Origin of the sequence: Lysobacter sp. TY2-98 (assembly GCF_003367355.1) — a bacterium.
GTDB lineage: Bacteria > Pseudomonadota > Gammaproteobacteria > Xanthomonadales > Xanthomonadaceae > Cognatilysobacter.
This window is the reverse complement of sequence record NZ_CP031413.1, coordinates 211,246-230,808: the sequence shown is the minus strand read 5'-3', so window position 1 is coordinate 230,808 and position 19,563 is coordinate 211,246. Positions and strand designations below refer to the sequence as shown.

At 68.6% G+C, this 19,563-nt stretch carries 20 protein-coding genes; 3 read left to right on the top strand and 17 right to left on the bottom strand.

What is annotated here, in order from left to right:
* Positions 1 to 58: 58 nt before the first annotated feature.
* The 17 genes from ybgF to DWG18_RS01040 form a co-directional block, all read right to left on the bottom strand.
* Positions 59 to 883, bottom strand: a complete 825-nt coding sequence (gene ybgF / locus DWG18_RS01125; protein WP_115647968.1) for a tol-pal system protein YbgF — start codon at positions 881 to 883, stop codon at positions 59 to 61.
* A gap of 140 nt (positions 884 to 1,023) precedes the next feature.
* Positions 1,024 to 1,545, bottom strand: coding sequence for a peptidoglycan-associated lipoprotein Pal (gene pal, locus DWG18_RS01120; protein WP_115647967.1), 522 nt, complete (start codon positions 1,543 to 1,545; stop codon positions 1,024 to 1,026).
* A 52-nt stretch (positions 1,546 to 1,597) separates the two neighbouring features.
* Entirely contained in the window at positions 1,598 to 2,905 is a 1,308-nt protein-coding gene (tolB, locus tag DWG18_RS01115) for a Tol-Pal system beta propeller repeat protein TolB (RefSeq protein WP_115644680.1), read from the bottom strand.
* A 110-nt stretch (positions 2,906 to 3,015) separates the two neighbouring features.
* A complete protein-coding gene (locus tag DWG18_RS01110) occupies positions 3,016 to 3,900 on the bottom strand; it encodes a cell envelope integrity protein TolA (RefSeq protein WP_115644679.1) in 885 nt (294 codons plus the stop codon).
* Between the two features lie 2 nt (positions 3,901 to 3,902).
* Positions 3,903 to 4,340, bottom strand: coding sequence for a protein TolR (gene tolR, locus DWG18_RS01105; protein WP_115644678.1), 438 nt, complete (start codon positions 4,338 to 4,340; stop codon positions 3,903 to 3,905).
* A gap of 3 nt (positions 4,341 to 4,343) precedes the next feature.
* On the bottom strand, positions 4,344 to 5,141 hold the full coding sequence (tolQ, locus tag DWG18_RS01100; RefSeq protein ID WP_115644677.1) for a protein TolQ: 798 nt from the start codon (positions 5,139 to 5,141) through the stop codon (positions 4,344 to 4,346).
* 84 nt (positions 5,142 to 5,225) lie between these two features.
* A complete protein-coding gene (gene ybgC, locus DWG18_RS01095; RefSeq protein WP_115644676.1) occupies positions 5,226 to 5,630 on the bottom strand; it encodes a tol-pal system-associated acyl-CoA thioesterase in 405 nt (134 codons plus the stop codon).
* Positions 5,631 to 5,890: 260 nt separating this feature from the next.
* Entirely contained in the window at positions 5,891 to 6,925 is a 1,035-nt protein-coding gene (ruvB, locus tag DWG18_RS01085; RefSeq protein WP_115644674.1) for a Holliday junction branch migration DNA helicase RuvB, read from the bottom strand.
* Positions 6,926 to 6,965: 40 nt separating this feature from the next.
* On the bottom strand, positions 6,966 to 8,909 hold the full coding sequence (locus tag DWG18_RS01080) for a potassium transporter Kup (RefSeq protein WP_115644673.1): 1,944 nt from the start codon (positions 8,907 to 8,909) through the stop codon (positions 6,966 to 6,968).
* Positions 8,910 to 8,934: 25 nt separating this feature from the next.
* Positions 8,935 to 9,531 carry a Holliday junction branch migration protein RuvA gene (gene ruvA / locus DWG18_RS01075; protein ID WP_115647966.1) on the bottom strand — a complete coding sequence of 199 codons (597 nt, stop codon included), beginning with the start codon at positions 9,529 to 9,531 and terminating at the stop codon, positions 8,935 to 8,937.
* 139 nt (positions 9,532 to 9,670) lie between these two features.
* On the bottom strand, positions 9,671 to 10,198 hold the full coding sequence (gene ruvC / locus DWG18_RS01070; protein ID WP_115644672.1) for a crossover junction endodeoxyribonuclease RuvC: 528 nt from the start codon (positions 10,196 to 10,198) through the stop codon (positions 9,671 to 9,673).
* 15 nt (positions 10,199 to 10,213) lie between these two features.
* Entirely contained in the window at positions 10,214 to 10,945 is a 732-nt protein-coding gene (locus DWG18_RS01065; protein WP_115644671.1) for a YebC/PmpR family DNA-binding transcriptional regulator, read from the bottom strand.
* A gap of 79 nt (positions 10,946 to 11,024) precedes the next feature.
* Positions 11,025 to 11,639: an alpha/beta fold hydrolase gene (locus tag DWG18_RS01060; RefSeq protein ID WP_115644670.1), complete on the bottom strand. Its 615-nt coding sequence runs from the start codon at positions 11,637 to 11,639 to the stop codon at positions 11,025 to 11,027.
* Between the two features lie 67 nt (positions 11,640 to 11,706).
* The gene (locus tag DWG18_RS01055) at positions 11,707 to 12,222 is read right to left on the bottom strand and encodes a GNAT family N-acetyltransferase (RefSeq protein ID WP_115644669.1); all 516 of its coding nucleotides are present in this window, start codon (positions 12,220 to 12,222) and stop codon (positions 11,707 to 11,709) included.
* On the bottom strand, positions 12,219 to 13,991 hold the full coding sequence (aspS, locus tag DWG18_RS01050; RefSeq protein WP_115644668.1) for an aspartate--tRNA ligase: 1,773 nt from the start codon (positions 13,989 to 13,991) through the stop codon (positions 12,219 to 12,221). The genes DWG18_RS01055 and aspS overlap by 4 nt, the downstream gene beginning before the upstream one ends.
* Positions 13,992 to 14,101: 110 nt before the next feature.
* Positions 14,102 to 14,461: a zinc ribbon domain-containing protein gene (locus tag DWG18_RS01045; RefSeq protein WP_115644667.1), complete on the bottom strand. Its 360-nt coding sequence runs from the start codon at positions 14,459 to 14,461 to the stop codon at positions 14,102 to 14,104.
* A 75-nt stretch (positions 14,462 to 14,536) separates the two neighbouring features.
* Positions 14,537 to 16,381: an ABC-F family ATP-binding cassette domain-containing protein gene (locus DWG18_RS01040; protein WP_115644666.1), complete on the bottom strand. Its 1,845-nt coding sequence runs from the start codon at positions 16,379 to 16,381 to the stop codon at positions 14,537 to 14,539.
* 112 nt (positions 16,382 to 16,493) lie between these two features.
* Here DWG18_RS01040 and ybaL point away from each other — a divergent pair, with 112 nt between their 5' ends.
* The 3 genes from ybaL to DWG18_RS01025 are packed head-to-tail and all read left to right on the top strand — an operon-like array spanning position 16,494 to position 19,526.
* Positions 16,494 to 18,158, top strand: coding sequence for a YbaL family putative K(+) efflux transporter (gene ybaL / locus DWG18_RS01035; protein ID WP_115644665.1), 1,665 nt, complete (start codon positions 16,494 to 16,496; stop codon positions 18,156 to 18,158).
* Position 18,159: 1 nt separating this feature from the next.
* A complete protein-coding gene (locus DWG18_RS01030) occupies positions 18,160 to 18,885 on the top strand; it encodes an NAD-dependent deacylase (protein WP_205289383.1) in 726 nt (241 codons plus the stop codon).
* A 41-nt stretch (positions 18,886 to 18,926) separates the two neighbouring features.
* On the top strand, positions 18,927 to 19,526 hold the full coding sequence (locus DWG18_RS01025) for a hypothetical protein (RefSeq protein ID WP_115644664.1): 600 nt from the start codon (positions 18,927 to 18,929) through the stop codon (positions 19,524 to 19,526).
* The last annotated feature ends 37 nt before the right edge of the window (positions 19,527 to 19,563 follow it).

Here is a 19,563-nt window from a genome sequence, read left to right as displayed (position 1 = left end):
GATTTTACCGCCCTGCCTGACCGCGCCGGCGGACGGCCACGGCGCGGCGTTCAGGCGCTCAGCGGCCCGGGCCGAGCGCGCGCAGGCGATCGGCGGCGGACCGGGCTGCGTCTGTGCCCGGATACCGCGCGACCACGTCGGCATAGGCGCCGCGTGCCGCGTCGTCGTCGTGCAGGTTCTGGCGGGTCAGGCCGAGCTTGAGCAGGGCGCCCGGCGCCTTGTCGTGGGTCGGAAAGCGGTCGAGCAGCTGGGTGAACGGCCCGATCGCCTCTGCGTAGTTGTGCGTGGCGTAGTAGCTCTCGCCGAGCCAGTAGAGGGCGTTAGGCGCATAAACCCCACCCGGATAGCGGTCGAGGAAGTCAGCGAACAGGCGCGAGGCATCGGCGTAGCTGCCCGCCTTCAGTGCATCGAACGCGGTGTTGTAGGCGGCGAGTTCGCCACCCGTGGGCGTGGCGCTGCCCGCGGCGGCGATCGGCGCGGCCGGCTTCGCGGGTTTGGCGGTCGACGCGGCCGGCTTGGCGCCGCTCGTTGCGGCGGGCTTCGGTTTGGCCGGCGCGGGCGCGGTCACCGCCGGCGCAGCCGGTGCGGGAGTTGCCGACCCCTCGAGACGCTGCAGTCGACCGTCGACATCGAGGTACTGCGTGCGCATCGAGTTGCGCAGCTGCTCGTTCGCCTGCTGCGCCTCCTCGAGCTGTCCGCGCAGCGCCTGGATCTCGGTACGCAGCTGGGCGATCTGGTTCACCAGGTCGACGTTCTGCGGATTCGCCGCACGCAGTTCGAGCGCCGCGACGCGGTCGGCGAGGCTGGCGCGCTGCGCCGCGGCCGGCAACGGCGCGACGAGCACGAGGGCGATGGCGAGCGCGAGTGCGCGCGGTGCGGTCATGACGGTGTCCCCAGTGTCCGATCGTCCGCCCGAGTATGCCGCGGCGGAACGAGGCTGCGACTGTCGCGTCGATGAACGCGGGTCGCCGAAAGCGAACGGGCCGCGCGTGGCGGCCCGTCCGGTATCACGATGCGTGTCGATCAACGCGCGCTGTAGCTGATCTCGACGCGACGGTTCTTCGACCAGCACTCTTCGCCCGACGCGGTGCAGACCGGCTTCTCTTCGCCGAAGCTGTTCGTCGTGAGCTGCGACGACTGGCCACCCGCGGCCTGCATCGCGGACGACACCGCATTCGCGCGACGCTCGCCCAGCGCGAGGTTGTAGTCGCGGCTGCCGCGCTCGTCGGCGTGGCCGTCCAGCGTCATGCGCGACGACGGACGATCGCGCAGGTACTTCGCATGGCAGTTCACGATGGCCTGGAATTCCGGTTTCAGCGCGTCCTGGTCGAGGTCGAAGTAGACGACGCGCTGGCGCAGGCACGAATCGGTATCGAGATCGTTCGGGCCGTACATGCCGGCGGTCGTCGGGCCGTTGTCGACGGCCGGCTGCGTCGTGCCGACGGTGCCGGTGTCGGTCGGCGGCGTTTCCTTGACCTTCTTCGAGCACGCCATCGCGAGGGTGCACATCGCGGCGACGATCAGGAGCTTGCTGGCGGATTTCACGTGCATGGGTCGTTCCTCGTGGTTGTTCGATCGGGGTTACGGCTCACGACGCTCAACGCGGCGTGCGATAAGGGCCCCACGCCGGCTCGCGGACGTCACCATCGGCAAGCACGAGGCGCTGGCGGACGCGGGCATCGGCCGACACCGCGTAGAGCACGCCGCGGCCGCCTTCTCGCGCGGCGTAGATGAGCATGCTCGCGTTCGGCGCAAAGCTCGGGGATTCGTCGAGGTTGCCCGGCGACAGCAGGCTCCAGCGCGCACTGCCGAGGCTCGAATCCATCAGTGCGATGCGGTAGGTGTTGCCGGCGCCCTGGGCGGTCGCGATCTTCTTGCTGTCGTACGACACGGTCGCGCTCGCGTTGTACGAGCCCTGGAAGCTGACGCGCGTCGCGCTGCCGCCGGAAGCCGACGCGCTGTAGATCTGCGGGCGACCGCCGCGGTCGGAGGTGAAGTACAGGCGCGAACCATCCGCGCTCCACGTCGGCTCGGTGTCGATCGAATAGTGGTTGGTGATCTGTGTCAGCGCGCGGCTGCCCAGATCCATCACGTAGACCTCGGGATTGCCCGAGCGCGACAGCGTCATCGCCAGGCGACGGCCGTCCGGCGAGAATTCGGGCGAGCCGTTGATGCCGCGGAAGTGCGCGACGATCTCGCGCGCGCCGCTCGCGATCGTCTGGATGTAGATCGCCGAGTTGCCGCCTTCGAAACCGACGTACGCGAGACGCGCCCCGTCCGGGCTCCACGACGGCGACATCAGCGGCTCGGCCGAGCGCACGACCGTCTGCGGGTTGTAGCCGTCGCTGTCGGCGATGACGAGCGCGTAGCGCGCGCCGTTGCCCGCGCCACTCTGCGTGACGTACGCGATGCGGGTGAAGAACGCGCCGCGCACGCCGGTGATCTTCTCGTAGATCGCATCGGCGATCTGGTGCGCGACGTCGCGCATCTGGCCCGAGCGCGCGGTCAGCGCGAAGCCGAGAAGGCGCGTCTGCTTGGCGACATCCAGCAGCTCGTATTCGACGCGGTACGCACCGCCGCCGGCATCGAGCACGCGGCCGACGACGAGGTAGTCCTGGTTGATCGCGCGCCAGGCCGGGTAGTTCACCTCTTCGCTGCGGGCCGGGCGCTCCGGCAGCGCGTCGACCGCCAGCGACTTGAACTGGCCGGAGCGGTTGAGGTCGGCGGCGACGATGGCGGCCTCGTCCGTATCGCCGGTGCCGTTCTGGAACGGGACGACGGCGATCGGCAGCGCCGCGGCATTGCCGCCGACGATGTCGATCTCGAGACCCTGCTGCTGGGCGCCCGCAGCCAGGGGCAGCAGGCAGGCAAAACACAGGACCAGCAACCACACGAGACGACCCATCGCGATTCCTCACGCTCGGCAGGGGGCCATACAGGTACCAGCCCGTTCGTGAATCCTAGCTCACACCTGAACCGTTTAGCGTCTTGACAGCGGCCGCAGGGCCCGCCGCGTCAGGGTGCGCGGAAGTTGAGCGTGAGCTCGCGCTTGAACACTTTTTCGAAGCCCGCGTACGGCAGCGGCTGCGCCTTGAGGACCGCCGCTTCGATCGAGCGCCGTCCCGCCTCGTCATAGACGCAAGGCGAACTGACCTGCGCGTCGATGACCTCGCCGCCGGGCAGCTGGCGGATCACGAGGCGGCACATCGCGCCGGACGGGATGTTGTCCGGCCGCACCCACTTCGCGCGGATGGCCTCCTGCAATGCGGCGGCATAGCGGCCGAGCAGGCCGTCGTCCGCCGGTCCGCTGCCGCTGGCCTGCGCGTCCGCCTGCGCCGCCTGCTGCGCGGCCGAGCCGCCGCGCGGCGCCGTCAGTTGCGCGAGACGCTCCTCCGCCGCCAACGCTTCGCGCGACGCCGCCGCACGACGCCTGCGGATCTCGGCGAGCTGCGCCTCACGCTCCGCCTTGAGCTTCTGCTGTGCGTCGGCCTGCGCGTCCGCTGGATTGGTCAGGTCGGCCTGCTGCTGGCGATGCTTTTCTTCCTGCGGCTTGGTCTCGATCGCCTTCTGCGGCGTCGGCGTCTCGACGACCGCTTGCTGATCGACGTCGTCCGGCTGCGCGAGCTGTTCCTGCGGCTTGGGCTGTTGCTCCGGGACGGGCTCCGGTTGTTCCTCCGGCACCGGCTCGGGCAGCGGCTCTTCGACGGGCTCGGGACGATGACGCAGCGTGCGCTGCATCGCCGCCGACAGCTGGCCGACGTCGACCACATCCGCGGCCATGCCACCTGCGCTCGCCTGCACGTTCTCGCTCGGTCGCATCGCGAACCAAAGCAGCAGCGCGAGCGCGACGTGCAACGCGATCGCCAGCGCGACCGCGGTGGCGTCGTCGGCCGGCCGCATCCTCACTTCGTCGAACCCTTCGGTGAGCTGATCAGCGACACCTTCTCGACGCCGGCCTTCTTGAGCAGGTCGATCGCATCGGTGACGGTCTGGTAGCTCGCTTTGGCATCGGCGCCGATCAGCACCTGTGCGTCACGGTTCTGCGCGACGATCGTCGACAGCCGCGCGGTGAGCTGAGCACCGGTCACCGCTTCGTTGCTGCCCGCCTTCACCGCGAGGAAGTAGTTGCCGTCGGCATCGACCTGCACGACGACCGGCTCGGACTTCTGCTGCAGCGATTTCGCGTTCGACTTCGGCAGGTCGACATCGACACCGAGGTTCAACAGCGGCGCGGTGATCATAAAAATGACGAGCAGCACGAGCATGACGTCGATATACGGCACGACGTTGATCTCGGACTTGAGTTTGCGGCGGCGGTGCCGCCTCATCGAGAGCGACATGGATCAGCCCTCGAGGTGCGCCTGCCGCTGCAGGATGGACGAGAACTCCTCGGAGAAGGCCTCGTAGCGGCTCGCCAGGCGTTCGACGGCCGTCGCGAAACGGTTGTAGGCCCACACCGCCGGAATTGCGACGAACAGGCCCATCGCGGTGGCGAGCAGGGCTTCGGAGATGCCCGGCGCGACGTCCTTGATGCCGACCTGCTGCGAACTCGCGAGCAGCGAATGCATCGTCACCATGATGCCGAACACGGTGCCGACCAGGCCGATGTACGGCGACGTCGAACCGATGTTGGCCAGCAATTCGAGGTTGTGCTCGAGCGAATCGAGTTCGCGCGACGTCGTCGCGCGCATGCCGCGCTGCGCGGCTTCGAGCTGTGCGTCGTTGTCGGCGCCGCGACGCTGGCGAAGACGGTTGAAATCGCGGAAACCGGCTTCGAAGATCGCTTCCATGCCGCCGACATCGCGACCGTGGCCACTCGCGCCCTCGTACAGCTTGTTGAGTTCGGCGCCGGACCAGAAGCGCTCTTCGAACTGCACTGCTTCGCGCTTGGCGCGACGCAGCAGCGCCGCCTTGCGGAAGATGATGATCCACGACGCGATCGACGCGACGAACAGCAGCAGCATGATGAACTGCACCGGCAGGCTCGCCGCCGTGACCAGATGCAGCAAGTCGAGCGACGGCGTTGCCGGCGCCGCAGCCGTGGCGGCCTGCGCGACATCGGCCAGCGGCTGCGACGCGGCGGGCGCGGCGTCGGGCAGCGCGCTCGGGCTCGACTGCAGCATCAGCGACAACGCGCTCATCGGGCGGACTCCGGCGTCGAACCGGTAACGTGCGGGCGATGCGATGCGGTCATGCGGGCTCTCCGGTCCGTGCGGCGGACCATGTCAGTTCGTGGACTCGAGGGCGGCGAGCTGCGCGTGCAGCCCGGACGGGATCGGTGCGGGACGGAACGTCGCGGCGTCGAGCGCGGCGATGCGGACCGTCGACGTCAGCAGACACTCGCCGTCGCGCGCGATCGTCTGTCGGAACGACAGGCTGGCGCGGCGGCATTCGGCGAGTTCGCAGGTCACGTCGAGCGCGTCGTCGAGGCGTGCCGGTTTCAGGAAATCCAGGGTCATCGCGCGCACCGCGAAGACGAGGCCTTCGGCCTGCAGCGACGCCTGCCCGTGCCCGTTCGCACGCATCCATTCCGAGCGAGCGCGCTCGAGGAAGGCGACGTAGCGCGCGTGGTACACGACGCCACCGGCGTCGGTGTCTTCCCAGTAGATGCGGACCGGCAGGCTGAACATGCGCTCCGTGCGGTGCGGGCGGGGGCGGGCCAGTCTACCCGCGGTGTGACGACGGGATCGACCGCATGGTTCTTGGCGGGTTCAGCCAGCGACGGTATCGACGCGCCGCTACGCAGGTGGCACGTCGCGAAAGATCGCGTGCGCGGCCTCTTTTCGACGCGCCGGCGCACAGTGGCGCGGCGCTTCGCGCTCGACAGCGCTGTGTCGATGCAGCGCACGATCGGGCATCAGTCGCCGGCGTAGCCGGCACGTCGCCGCCGTCAGACCGCGGGCGGCTCGAACAGATCATTCGCCTTCGCGCGCGGCGTGAATCCGAGGTGCCGGTACGCCTTCGGTGTCGCCATGCGACCCCGCGCGGTGCGTATCACGTAGCCCTGCTGGATCAGGTACGGCTCGACCACGTCCTCGAGCGTGCCGCGTTCTTCGCTGAGCGCCGCGGCCAGCGATTCCACGCCCACCGGCCCGCCATCGAACGATTCGATGATGATGCCGAGCAGGCGACGGTCGAGTTCGTCGAAACCTTCCGGATCGACCTTCAGCATCGACATCGAATCGAACGCGGTGTCGCGGCTGATCGTGCCGTCGCCGCGCACCTGCGCGAAATCGCGCACACGGCGCAGCAGGCGGTTCGCGATACGCGGCGTACCGCGCGAGCGGCGTGCGATTTCAGCCGCGCCGTCCGGCGTGCAGGCGATGCCGAGGATCTGCGCCGAGCGCTGCACGATCTTGGTCAGCTCCTCCGCGCTGTAGAACTCCAGGCGCTGCACGATGCCGAAGCGGTCGCGCAGCGGCGCGGTCAGCAGGCCCGCGCGCGTGGTCGCGCCGATCAGAGTGAACGGCGGCAGGTCGATCTTGATCGAGCGCGCCGCGGGGCCTTCGCCGATCATGATGTCGAGCTGGAAATCCTCCATCGCCGGATAGAGCACTTCCTCGACCAGCGGCGAAAGACGGTGGATCTCGTCGACGAACAGCACGTCGTGCGGCTGCAGGTTGGTGAGCAGCGCGGCGAGGTCGCCCGCCTTCTCGATCACCGGGCCCGACGTCTGTCGCAGGTTGACGCCGAGTTCGTTCGCGATGACCTGGCTCAGCGTGGTCTTGCCGAGACCGGGAGGCCCGAAGATCAGCACATGGTCGAGCGCCTCGCCACGACCCTTGGCCGCCTCGATGTAGATCTTCATCTGCTCGCGCACCGGCACCTGGCCGAGATACTCGTCCAGGCGCTTGGGGCGGATCGAGGCTTCGGCGACGGCGTCTTCGGACGTGGCGCCGGCGGCGATGAGGCGGGTGTCGGTCATGCCGGGATTATGGCCCGGCACGGATCACGCGGTGCGACGCTCAGATTTCGACCTGCGCGCCCAGCTCGACGAGGCGGTTGCCCGGAATGCGGAAGAACGTCGTCGCCGGCGCCGCATTGCGGTGCATGAGCGCGAAGAGTTTGTCGCGCCAGAACGGCATGCCACGGTGCTTGCTGGCGACGACCGTCTCGCGGCTCGCGAAATACGTCGTGTCCATCGGGTCGAAGTGGATGCCACCCTTGTCGCAGGAGCGCATCAGCGCCAGTGGCACGTCCGGTGTTTCCATGAAGCCGAACTTGAGCGTGACGCGGTAGAAGTTCTCGCCGATCGACTCGATCTTCAGGCGCTTGTCCTTCGGCGCGGTCGGCACCGTCATCGGTTCGATCGTCAGGAACACGTTGCGCTCGTGCAGCACCTTGTTGTGCTTGAGGTTGTGCAGGAGCGCCTGCGGCACGACGCCGCGGTCGGCGGTGAGGAAGATCGCGGTGCCGGGCACGCGCACCGGCGGCGACAGCATCAGGCCCGGCAGGAACACGTCGAGCTGGATGCCTTCCTTGCGGATCTCCTCGTGCAGCAGCGCACGGCCACGACGCCAGGTGCGCATCACCGTGAACGAGCCGATGCCGATGATCAGCGGCACCCACGCGCCGATGCCGGTGAACAGCTTGCCGCCGTTCGCGATGAGGAAGGCGACGTCGATGATGAGGAACAGGCCGCACAGCGGCAGCACCCACCGGCGCGAACGCTCCCAGCGCGTGTAGGCGACGACCGCGAGCAGCAGCGTGTCGATCAGCATCGTGCCCGTCACCGACAGGCCGTACGCCGTGGCGAGATTCGTGGCGCTCTGGAACGACAGCGTGAGCAGCACGACCGCGCCGAGCAGCATCCAGTTGATCGACGGCACGTAGATCTGGCCGATGGTCTGGCGCGAGGTGTGCTTGATCGACAGGCGCGGCAGATAGCCGAGCTGGATCGCCTGGCGCGTCACCGAATACGCGCCGGTGATGACCGCCTGCGACGCGATCGCGGCGGCAACGGTGGCGAGGCCGAGCATCGGAATCTGCGCCCAGTCCGGCATCGACATGTAGAAGGGATTCGAACGCGCGGCCGGGTTCTGCAGCAGCACGGCGCCCTGGCCGAAATAGTTCAGCACGAGCGCCGGCAGCACGAAGGCGAACCAGCCCCAGCGGATGGGCTTCTTGCCGAAGTGGCCCATGTCGGCATACAGCGCTTCACCGCCGGTGATCGCGAGCACGACCGCGCCGAGGATGAAGAGCGCATGGGTGCCGTGCGTCGTGAAGAAGTCGAACGCCCAGTACGGATTCAGCGCCGACAGCACCGTCGGATAGCGAACGATGTTGTGCGCGCCGAGGACCGCGAGTGCAATGAACCACGCGATCATCACCGGGCCGAAGGCCTTGCCCACGGCTTCTGTGCCGAAGCGCTGGAACGCGAACAGCGCGAACAGGATCAGCAGGCCGACCGGCATCACGAAGTGCGAGAACGCCGGCGAGATCACGCGCAGACCATCGAGCGCACCCAACACGGTGACCGGCGGCGTGATCATGCCGTCGCCGAAGAACAGCGACGCGCCGAAGATGCCAAGAATGCCGACCGTGTAGTTGAGCCGCGAACCCGGCTTCAGCGATCGCTGTGCGAGTGCGGTGAGCGCCATGATGCCGCCCTCGCCTTCGTTGTCGGCGCGCATGATGACGATGACGTACTTCAGCGTGACGACCAGCATCAGCGCCCAGAACGCCAGCGACAGCAGGCCCTTCACGGTGTGCGCGTCCGGCACCAGGCCGTAATGCGGCAGGAACATTTCCTGCATCGTGTAGAGCGGGCTGGTACCGATGTCGCCGAACACCACGCCCACCGCGCCGACGACGAGCGTCGCCAGTCCGGCATGCCCGTGCCCGTGATGCGAATGGCTGGTGTCGCCGACGCCATTGGAAGGCGAAGCCGTGGAAGCAGAAGCGGTCATGGAGCGTTCTCGAACGGTCCTTCGCTCAACGGAGCGCGGACTGTAGCGCCTTGCGGATGATGGTCGCGGTGTCGTCGCCGGGCTGCGCGGCGTCCTTCGCCATGCGTGCGGCCTCGGCGGGTTTGTAGCCAAGCTGCTGCAGGGCGACGACGGCTTCGGACTGCGGATCGGCCGGCAGGCCGGCGTTCACGCCAAGCGCCGCGCCGAGGCCGGCGAGATCGGCGGCGCGGTCACGCAGTTCGACGACGATGCGCTCGGCGGTCTTCTTGCCGATGCCCGGGATGCGTGTGAGTGCGGTGACGTCGCCGGCCTGCACCAGCCGCGCGAAGTCGTCGACGCTCACCGCGGAAAGAATGGCCAGCGCGATCTTCGCGCCGATGCCGGTGACCTTCTGCACGTCGCGGAAGAGACGACGCTCGCCTTCACGGAGAAAGCCGTACAGCGCGACGCTGTCTTCCTTCTGCGCGTAGTGGGTGAAGAGCACGACCTCGCGCCCGGCTTCGGGCAGGTCGTAGAACGTGCTCATCGGCGCCTCGAGCTCGTAGCCGATGCCGCCGGCCACCTCGACGAGCAGCCACGGCGGTTGCTTCTGGACGAGCACCCCGCGAAGACGACCGATCACGCGCGCGCTCCCGCGGCCGTGCAGCGCGCGATGCGTCCGATCTCGTGAACCCGTGCGGTCATGCCCCATCCCCTGCGCCGGCTGTGCGGCGGCGCGCATTGTGCGCCCGTTTCGACGTCGACGGTGTCATGCCGCGGTCTCAGGCGCCGCGCCGGCGCAGCTGGGCGAGATCGATGCCGGTGCGCCCCGACGTCGCGCTCATGTGGGCGTGGGTCAGCGCGACGGCCAGTGCGTCGGCGGCGTCCGCCTGGATCTTCTGTTCAGGCAGGTTCAGCAGCAGGCGGACCATGTGCTGCACCTGCTGCTTGTCGGCGGCGCCGCGCCCGACCAGCGACTGCTTGATCAGCCGCGGCGCGTATTCGCTGACTTCGAGGCCGCGACGCACCACCGTCGCGATCGCCGCCCCGCGCGCGTGGCCGAGCTTGAGCGCACTGGTCGCCGACTTGTCCATGAAGACGGTTTCGATCGCGACGTGCTGCGGCTTCCATTCGTCGATCAGCGCATCGAGGCCGTCGCACAGCAGGCCGAGGCGCTTGGGGAAATCCTCGGCGTCGAGCAGCTTGAGCGTGTGCGCCGACACGTAGGTGCACTTGCCGCGCGCGTCCACGTCGACGAAGCCGACGCCGGTGCGCTGCGAGCCCGGATCGATGCCAAGAATGCGAGTCACGTCGATGCGCGCCGGTCAGGCGTACGCGTCCTCGCCCAGTTCGGCGTTGGAGTAGACGTGCTGCACGTCGTCCATCTCTTCGAGCCAGGCGAGCAGCTTCGCGACCTGCTTCGCGGTGTCGCCCTCGACCTTGACGTCGTTTTCGGCGCGGAACGTCACCTGCGCTTCGCCCGGCACCAGGCCCGCGGCTTCGAGCGCGGCCTTCACTTCGGCGAACGACTCGGGCGCGGTGAGCACGTCGATCGAACCGTCTTCGGGATACACGACGACATCGTCGGCGCCGGCCTCGATCGCGGCTTCGGTGATGCGGTCTTCGTCCGCCCCGGCGCCGAACCAGATCACGCCACGCTTGTGGAACATGAAGGCGACCGAGCCGTCGGTGCCGAGGTTGCCGCCGAACTTCGAGAACGCGTGGCGGACGTCGGCGACGGTGCGAATCTTGTTGTCGGTGAGGCAGTCGACGATCACCGCGACGCCGCCGGGCGCATAGCCTTCGTAGCGGATCTCTTCATAGGTGACACCTTCGAGTTCGCCGGTCGCCTTCTTGATCGCGCGCTCGATCACGTCCTTCGACATGTTGACCTGCAGGCCGCGATCGATCGCCGCGCGCAGGCGCGGATTGCCCGAAGGATCGCCGCCGCCCATGCGCGCCGCGACGCCGATCTCGCGGATCACCTTGGTGAAGATCTTTCCGCGGACCGCGTCCACGGCGTTCTTGCGGGCTTCGATCGAGGGACCACGACCCATCGGGCACGTCCGGACAACAGGAAACGGGGAGAAGATTTTACCGGATCAGCCGCTCGCCATCGGCCGCGCCCGCGCCTGTTCAGTGCTCGAAATGACCATCGCGCAGGAAGGCGGCCGTCTGCCGGGCGGCGGTGGGCGACAGCACCAGCCCGCTGTGCGTGGCGCGGACGACGAGATGGTCGGCCAGCCCCTCGAGGCGGGTTTCGGAAACCGCGACGGTGCCGTCGTTGGGCCCGCGCAGCCGCCCCACCACGCGGCCGAGCCCCAGCGGAAGCGTTCCCGCGATCGATCCGACCGCCGCGCGCCCGCGCCACGGCCGGCAACCGTCGCGCAGGAGGCCATGACTGTGGCCGAGCCAGCGCCGGAGACCCGGCAGCCGCGCCATTCCCGTCGCCGCGGCGCTGCCGCAGAGCGGCGAGCCCAGGCAGACCACGCGTTCCACGGGCAGCTCGGGCTCCGCCTCCAGCGCGGTCAGCGTCACCAGCCCGCCGAGGCTGTGGCCGACGACATGGCATGGCGACTTCGCCGCAGCCGTCGCGAGGCGCTCGACCGCATGGGCGGGGCTGTCGCGCGTGCTCGCGTAACCGATGAAGTCGACGTCGAAGCCCTGGTGCGCGAGTCGACGCGCGAGCATCGCCATCGACGCGGGGCGCATCCACAGGCCGTGGACCAGAAGCACGCGCGAAGTCGTCATGACGACCACATCGGGGCGACACGGGGATGACACAAGCCGGCGACGCCGAACTTTGCAGTGACGACGCTCAGGCGCGCGCAGGACGTCGCAAGATGAATTCCAGGTCGCGCACGCGGCCCACCGGGAATTCGTACGTGCCCGCCTTCTCGAAGCCGTAGCGCGCATAGAAGCGCTGCGCGCCGAGGTTCTCGCTCCACACGCCCAGCCACAGCGTGTGCGGGCCGTCGCGTTCCAGCCAGTCCATCGCGGTGTCCATCAGGCGACGGCCGGCGCCGCCGTTCTGGAAGTCGCGCAGCACGTAGAGGCGCTTGAGTTCGCGATCGCCTGGCGCGACCTCCGCATGCGGCAGTCCGCACGGACCCGCCGCGCAATGGCCGACGGCACGACCGTCGGCTTCGAGCAGCCACACCGCGTAGTCGGGATGCGACAGGATCACCGCCTGCTTGCCGACGTCGTAGGCGTCGTCGAGGAACGCCTGCAGGTCTTCGGCCGGATACAGATGGCCGAACGTCTCGACGAACGTCGCCGTCGCGAGCGATGACAGCGTCGCCGCATCGTCGACGGTCGCGCGGCGGATGATCACTCGGCCTTGGCCTCGCGCGGACGCACCGCGATGTGCACTTCCTTCAGCTGCGCGTCCGGAATCGGCGACGGCGCGCCGGTCATCAGGCACTGCGCGGACGTCGTCTTCGGGAACGGAATGACGTCGCGAATGGACTCGGTGCCGGCCATCAGCGCGGCGATGCGGTCGATGCCGAAGGCGATGCCGCCGTGCGGCGGCGCGCCGTAGCGCAGCGCTTCGAGCAGGAAGCCGAACTTGAGCTCGGCTTCCTCGCGGCCGATGCCGAGCAGGTCGAACACGGCCGACTGCATCGACGAGCGATGGATGCGGATCGAACCGCCGCCGATCTCGTTGCCGTTGAGCACCATGTCGTAGCCACGCGACACCGCCGTCGCAGCGTTCGCACGCAGGTCGGCCTCGTCGTCGACGCTCGGCGCGGTGAACGGGTGATGCAGCGCGACGTAGCGCTGCTCCTCTTCGTCCCACTCGAACATCGGGAAGTCGGTGACCCACAGCGGCTTCCAGCCGTCCTGCACCAGGCCGAGATCCTTGCCGAGCTTCAGGCGCAGCGCGCCCATGAAATCGGACGCCGACTTGTAGGTCGCCGCGCCGAAGAAGATGGCGTCGCCGGTGTTCGCCTTGGTCGCGCGCAGGATCGCGTCGAGCGTGGCGTCGTCAAGGAACTTCGCGATCGGCGAATTGATGCCGTCGCGGCCCTTCGACGCGTCCTCGACCTTCATCCACGCGACCCCCTTCGCGCCGTACTTTGCGGCATGCGCGCCGAGCTCGTCGATCTGCTTGCGCGACAGCTGCGCGCCGCCCGTTGCGCACAGCGCGACGACGCGACCGTCGGCGTGGTTCGCCCAGTCGGTGAAGACCTTGAACTCGCAGTTCTTCACCAGCTCCGCGATGTCGGTGAACTCCATCGCGATGCGCAGGTCCGGCTTGTCCGAACCGTAGCGACGCATCGCTTCGGCATAGGTCATGCGCGGGAATTCCGCATCGAGTTCGACGCCAATGACGTCGCGGAACACGCTGCGGATCATCTCCTCGACCATGTCCTGCACGTCACGCTCGGACACCCACGCGAACTCCATGTCGAGCTGCGTGAATTCGAGCTGGCGGTCGGCACGGAGCGCTTCGTCGCGGAAGCAGCGCGCGATCTGGTAGTAGCGGTCGAAGCCCGCCATCATCAGGATCTGCTTGAACAGCTGCGGCGACTGCGGCAGCGCGTAGAACTCGCCCGGATGCATGCGCGCCGGCACGAGGAAGTCGCGCGCGCCTTCGGGCGTGGCCTTGGTGAGGATCGGCGTCTCGATGTCCTGGAAGCCGCGCTCGTCGAGGTAGCGGCGCAGCGCCGCGACAAGCTTGATGCGCGTGCGCATCATCTGCTGCATCTCGGGACGGCGCATGTCGAGGTAGCGGTACTTGAGGCGGATGTCCTCGCCCGCGTTCTCGTGCGCGTGGAACGGCAGCGGGTCGGCCTTGTTCAGCACTTCGATCGACGTCGGGATGATCTCGACGCGGCCGGTGCGGATCTTGTCATTCGCGGCGTAGCGCGCGCGCACGGTGCCGGTGACGCGCACGGCGTCCTCGTTGCCGAGTGCCGCCGCGGCCTTGAACAGCTCGGGCTGGTCGCTCTCGACGAGCACCTGCACGACGCCTTCGTGGTCGCGCAGGTCGATGAAGGTCTGGTGGCTCTGGACGCGGGCGCTGTTGACCCACCCGCAGAGGGTGACGGTCTGGCCGATCAGGCGCTCGTCGACGAGGCCGCAGAACTGGGTACGCATGGACACTCCGGCGGCGCCCCGGAAGCGGGCGCGGATGAGCCGGCTAGTTTAGCGTCCGCGCGGGCTGCGGACCCGGCCCGACGCGTGTCGACCGTTCGATGCCGACGTATTCAGCTCGCCGCGGACGTGCCGCCCGAGCTGCTGCCTGAGGTCGAACCGCAGCTAGCCGACGAGCCAGACGCTGGAGCCGCCGGCTTGGCGTCGCCGCCACCCGACGACGCACCGCCCGAGGACGCGCTGCCGGACGACGACCCGCCGTCGCCCGCGAGGTTCCGCTTCTTGTCGCCATCCTTCTTGAAGTCGGTCTCGTACCAGCCGCCGCCGGCGAGGCGGAACTGCGGTGCGGTCAGTCGACGGCGGACCTGCGGCGCGCTGCACTGCGGGCAGTCGGCCGGGTCCGCGTCGCTGAGCTTCTGCAGGCGGTCGAAGTCATGGCCGCAGGCGGCGCATTCGAAGGCGTAGATGGGCATGCGCGGTGTCGTTTCGTTGGAACCTCGAGCCCGACGATGGGGCCCGCAGGCGGGTTTTCAAGCGGAAAGGGAGCGTCAGGCCGCGTCGTAGAGTGCGAGGAAGGCGGCTTCGGCTTCGGCGAGCGCCGTCGCGGCCACGGCGCGGTCGGCCGCAAGCTTGCCGGCTTCGGCGAACCTGGCGGGGTCGGCGAGCTGCGCGTCGATCGACTGCAGCTTCGCCTCCAGCTCGGCGACGCGCGCTTCGGCTTGTTGCAGCTTGACCGGGTTGGCCTTCTTCGCGGCCTTCGCGGTGGCGGGCTGCGGTGCGGCTGCAGCGACGGGTGCGAGGGCCGCAGCCTTCGCCGGCTCGCTCTCCCGCGTACGCAGCCACACGGCGTATTCGTCGAGGTCGCCATCGAACGGCTGGGCGACGCCGCCAGCGACGCGCCAGAACGTTTCGCAGACCAGGCCGATGAGATGGCGATCGTGCGAGACCAGCACGATCGCGCCGTCGAAATCCGCCAGCGCTTCGGCCAATGCCTCGCGCATGTCGAGGTCGAGGTGGTTGGTCGGTTCGTCGAGCAGCAGCACGTTCGGCTTGCGCCACGCGATCATCGCGAGCGCGAGGCGCGCGCGTTCGCCGCCGGAGAAGCCGTCGACCGATTCGAACGCGCGGTCACCGGGGAACTGCCACTTGCCGAGGAAGTCGCGCAGCTGCTGCGTGGCGACACCCGGCGCCAGCTTCTGCAGATGCTCGATCGGCGTTTCGCCTTCGCGAAGCGATTCCACCGTGTGCTGCGCGAAGTAGCCGATACGCAGGTCGGGATGGCCGCCACGCTCGCCGGCGAGCAGCGGAATCTCGTCGACCAGCGACTTCACCAGCGTCGACTTGCCCGCGCCGTTCGGGCCGAGCAGCGCGATGCGATCACCCGCTTCGAGGCGGAAGGTGATGTCGTGCAGGATCTGCTTGTCGCCATAGCCGCAGTTCGCGTGCGTCAGTCCGAGCAGCGAATGCGGCAGTTTGTCCGGCACCGGGAAATCGATGTGCAGCGAACGCTCGGCGCGCACGGCCTCGGTGCCGGCGAGCTTGGCGAGGCGCTTCATGCGGCTCTGCGCCTGCTTGGCCTTCGACGCCTTGGCCTTGAAGCGGTCGATGAACTTCTGCAGGTGCGCGCGCTCGACCTGCTCCTTCTCGTGCGCGATCTGCTGCTGACGCAGCTGTTCGGCGCGCTGGCGCTCGAAGTCGGTGTAGTTGCCGGTGTAGAGCTTCGCGGTGCCCGAATGCAGGTGCAGCATGTGGCTGCATAGGCCGTCGAGGAATTCGCGGTCGTGCGAGATCACGAACAGCGTGCCGGGATATTTCAGCAGCCACTGTTCGAGCCACAACACGGCGTCGAGGTCGAGGTGGTTGGTCGGCTCGTCGAGCAGCAACAGGTCCGAGGGCGTCATCAGCGCGCGCGCGAGGTTCAGGCGCACGCGCCAGCCACCCGAGAACGATTTCACCGCGCGATCGTGCGTCTCCGACGAGAAACCGAGGCCGTGCAGCAGTTTCGCCGCACGCGCTTCGGCGTCGTAACCGCCGACCTCCTCGAGGACGTGGTGCGCTTCAGCGACCGCTTCCCAGTCTTCGCGTGCAGCGGCCTCGCGCTCGGCGGCGATCGCGGCGTGCACCTTGGCGTCCCCGGACAGCACGAAGTCGAGGGCGGTGTCGTCGAGCGCGGGCGTTTCCTGCGCGACGCTGGCGATGCGCGCGCGGCCGGGGATGTCGATGTCGCCCTTGTCCGGCTCGACCTCGCCCTGCAGCGCCGCGAACAGCGAGGACTTGCCCGTGCCGTTGCGGCCGACCACGCCCACACGCCAGCCGGCATGCAGCGAAAGGTCGACGTTGGACAAAAGCAGCCGCTCGCCGCGACGCAGGGCGAAATCACGAAATCCGATCATCCGGACATTGTACCGGGGCGTCCGAGCCCGACCTGGCGCCCACATCACGGAGACGCACGACGGTTAAGGTGCTGAACGGCCGCCGCGCCACTTCCCCACTGCCGACGACCCCATGCACCACACCTCGCTCATCGCCCTGCTCGTCGTGGGCTTCGCCCTCGCCTTTCTGTTCGGCGGGCTCGCCCACCGCCTGCGCCTGTCGCCCCTCGTCGGCTACCTGCTCGCCGGTGTGCTCATGGGCCCGTTCACCCCCGGGTTCATCGGCGACGCCTCGCTGGCGCCGCAGCTGGCGGAGATCGGCGTGATCCTGCTGATGTTCGGCGTCGGCCTGCACTTCTCGCTGCGCGACCTGCTGGACGTGAAGAACATCGCGGTGCCGGGCGCGCTGGTGCAGATCGCTGTGGTCACCGCGCTGGGCTGGGGTCTGGCGCGCCTGATCGGCTGGCCGAACGTGACCGGCATCGTGTTCGGGCTCGCGCTGTCGGTGGCGAGTACCGTCGTCGTGCTGCGCGGCCTCGAAGAGCGACGACTGCTCGACACCTCGCGCGGGCGCATCGCGGTGGGCTGGCTGATCGTCGAGGACCTCGCGATGGTGCTGGCGCTGGTGCTGCTGCCCGCGTTGGGCGGCCGCGAAGGCGGCAGCCTCGGCGGCGCGCTGCTGACGACGATCGCGAAGGTCGGCGGCTTCGTGGTGTTCATGCTTCTGGTCGGCAAGCGCGTGATTCCGTGGATCCTCGAACGCGTCGCCGCCACCGGCTCGCGCGAGTTGTTCACCCTGTGCGTGCTGACGATCGCGCTCGGCGTCGCGTTCGGATCCGCGCACCTGTTCGGCGTGTCGTTCGCGCTGGGCGCGTTCTTCGCGGGCGTCATCCTCAGCGAATCCGAATTCAGCCATCAGGCCGCGAACGAAACGCTGCCGCTGCGCGATGCGTTCGCGGTGCTGTTCTTCGTCTCCGTCGGCATGCTGTTCGACCCGATGATCCTCGTCACCGAACCCGTGAACGTGCTCGCGACGTTTCTCGTGGTGGTGGTCGGCAACGGCATCGCGGCGTGGGCCGTCGCGCGCCTGCTGGGCAAGCCGAGCGGCACGGCGCGCCTGCTCGCGGTCAGCCTGTCGCAGATCGGCGAGTTCTCCTTCATCCTCGCCGGCCTCGGGGTGTCGCTGGGCATGCTGTCCAAGGACGGCCAGAGCCTGATCCTCGCTGCAGCGATTCTCTCGATCATCGTCAATCCGCTGCTGTTCGCCCTGCACGACCGCATCGAGGCGCGCCGCGAGCGCGGCAAGCCGGAGGCGATCGAGGTGATATCACCGCCACTGCCGGATGGCGAACGTCCGCACGTGATCCTGATCGGCTACGGGCGCGTGGGCAGCGAACTCGGGCCGCTGCTGCAGGCACACGACATTCCGCTCGTGGTCATCGACGACGATCTGCCACTGGTCGAACGCGCGCGTGCCGCCGGAATCCCGGCCGTGCGCGGTCACGCGGCGAACCCGGCGGTGCTGTCGGAAGCTCGCCCCGATCGTGCGCAGATGGCGCTGGTCGCGATTCCGAACGCGTTCGAGTCGGGCGAGATCATCGAACGCCTTCGCGAACTGAATCCGACGATCAGCGTGATCGCCCGCGCGCATTCCGATGCGGGGGTGAAGTACCTGCTCGAACGCGGCGCCGACGGCGCGGTGATGGCCGAACGCGAACTCGCGCACAGCCTTGCGGAGATGGTCGGAGCGTTGCCCGCGTTCCGCGGCGAGCGTTCGCTGCCGCCGGCCACCGCCTGACGTGAAGCTCGTCGTGCTCACCGGGGCCGGCATGTCCGCGGAAAGCGGCGTGCCGACGTTCCGCGATGCACTCACCGGTCTGTGGTCGCGTTTCGACGCGGAGCGCCTCGCGACGCCCGGAGCATTCCGGGGCGACCCCGACCTCGTCTGGGGCTGGTACCGCTGGCGCGCCGCGCAGGTACTGCGTGCGCGGCCGAACGCCGGGCACGACGCGCTCGCGACACTCGAATGCCTCGGCCACGATGTGCACGTGGTGACCCAGAACGTCGATGACCTCCACGAGCGCGCAGGCAGCACGCGGGTCGAGCATCTGCACGGACGGCTGCTGCGTTCGCGCTGCGCGGACTGCGGCGCCTGGCGGGAACCCGACCCCATCGTCGCGCCGTACGACGGGCCGGACGACGGCCGGCGCGAGGCGCCTCCACGCTGCGAGCGTTGCACCGGACCGCTCCGCCCCGATGTCGTGTGGTTCGGTGAAGCGCTTCCAGAGCGGGCGTGGGATGCAGCCGTATCGGCGACCGCGGGTGCGGATCGCGTGGTGGTCGTCGGCACGTCGGGACTCGTGCAGCCCGCGGCGTCGTTACCCACCCTGGCGCGACGGCGCGGCGTGCCGGTGCTGGAGATCAATCCGTCGCGAAGCGCGCTCACGCACGATGTCGACGACTACTGGGCGATGCCGGCAAGCATGGGCCTCCTGCGATTCGTCGATTCGCTGGGTGCCGTCTAGAATCCCGGCGGCGCCGGGGAGGCGCATCACCAGGGGATCGAATGCTCAGTCTGTTCAAGACCGCCGCGCTCGCGGCATTGCTCGCCGTCGCCGCGCCGGCGTTCGCCCAGGACGTGACCGGCACGCTCGTGCTCGACGTCAAGCCGTTCCAGTCGGAAGTGACGCTCAAACCGAAGATCCAGTCGCAGCTGGAATCCGGCGGCATCGAATGGGGCCTGAAGGATCACCAGATGGTGGTGACGATGGTCAACAAGCGCTTCATCGATTTCGACATCGCGCACATGACGCGCTACGGCCGCAGCGAGACGCTCGCGCTTCCGCCCGGCGAGTACTCGCTCACCGGTATCGGCCTTGAAATGCACACGGCTTTCAGCCCGGAGAAGGTGCTGGCCAAGGGCGCGTTTGTGAACGCCGACGTCGTGAAGTTCACGATCGAGCCCGGCAAGACGACGACCCTGACGATGCTTCCCATCATCGATCGCGACATGACGTTCCTCGTCGAGTGGTACATGCCGGCGCTGATGACGTCGGTGACCACCGATAGCGCCACGAGCACGCCGGTCGCGATCAATGTCCGCGGGGACACGTCGATCGCATGGCCGGCCTACGACGGCGCGCTGAAGTTCAAGGCGTCGAAGTAGCAAGCGAAGAGGCCGCGGTGTCCCGCGGCCTCTTCAG

What these genes read in the sequence shown, in the direction of transcription:
- ybgF (WP_115647968.1), bottom strand. Translation starts at nt 883, where the DNA reads ATGACCGCACCGCGCGCACTCGCGCTCGCCATCGCCCTCGTGCTCGTC.
- tolB (WP_115644680.1), bottom strand. Translation starts at nt 2,905, where the DNA reads ATGGGTCGTCTCGTGTGGTTGCTGGTCCTGTGTTTTGCCTGCCTGCTG.
- DWG18_RS01110 (WP_115644679.1), bottom strand. Translation starts at nt 3,900, where the DNA reads ATGCGGCCGGCCGACGACGCCACCGCGGTCGCGCTGGCGATCGCGTTG.
- tolR (WP_115644678.1), bottom strand. Translation starts at nt 4,340, where the DNA reads ATGTCGCTCTCGATGAGGCGGCACCGCCGCCGCAAACTCAAGTCCGAG.
- tolQ (WP_115644677.1), bottom strand. Translation starts at nt 5,141, where the DNA reads ATGAGCGCGTTGTCGCTGATGCTGCAGTCGAGCCCGAGCGCGCTGCCC.
- ybgC (WP_115644676.1), bottom strand. Translation starts at nt 5,630, where the DNA reads ATGTTCAGCCTGCCGGTCCGCATCTACTGGGAAGACACCGACGCCGGT.
- ruvB (WP_115644674.1), bottom strand. Translation starts at nt 6,925, where the DNA reads ATGACCGACACCCGCCTCATCGCCGCCGGCGCCACGTCCGAAGACGCC.
- DWG18_RS01080 (WP_115644673.1), bottom strand. Translation starts at nt 8,909, where the DNA reads ATGACCGCTTCTGCTTCCACGGCTTCGCCTTCCAATGGCGTCGGCGAC.
- DWG18_RS01065 (WP_115644671.1), bottom strand. Translation starts at nt 10,945, where the DNA reads ATGGGTCGTGGTCCCTCGATCGAAGCCCGCAAGAACGCCGTGGACGCG.
- DWG18_RS01060 (WP_115644670.1), bottom strand. Translation starts at nt 11,639, where the DNA reads ATGACGACTTCGCGCGTGCTTCTGGTCCACGGCCTGTGGATGCGCCCC.
- aspS (WP_115644668.1), bottom strand. Translation starts at nt 13,991, where the DNA reads ATGCGTACCCAGTTCTGCGGCCTCGTCGACGAGCGCCTGATCGGCCAG.
- DWG18_RS01045 (WP_115644667.1), bottom strand. Translation starts at nt 14,461, where the DNA reads ATGCCCATCTACGCCTTCGAATGCGCCGCCTGCGGCCATGACTTCGAC.
- DWG18_RS01040 (WP_115644666.1), bottom strand. Translation starts at nt 16,381, where the DNA reads ATGATCGGATTTCGTGATTTCGCCCTGCGTCGCGGCGAGCGGCTGCTT.
- ybaL (WP_115644665.1), top strand. Translation starts at nt 16,494, where the DNA reads ATGCACCACACCTCGCTCATCGCCCTGCTCGTCGTGGGCTTCGCCCTC.
- DWG18_RS01025 (WP_115644664.1), top strand. Translation starts at nt 18,927, where the DNA reads ATGCTCAGTCTGTTCAAGACCGCCGCGCTCGCGGCATTGCTCGCCGTC.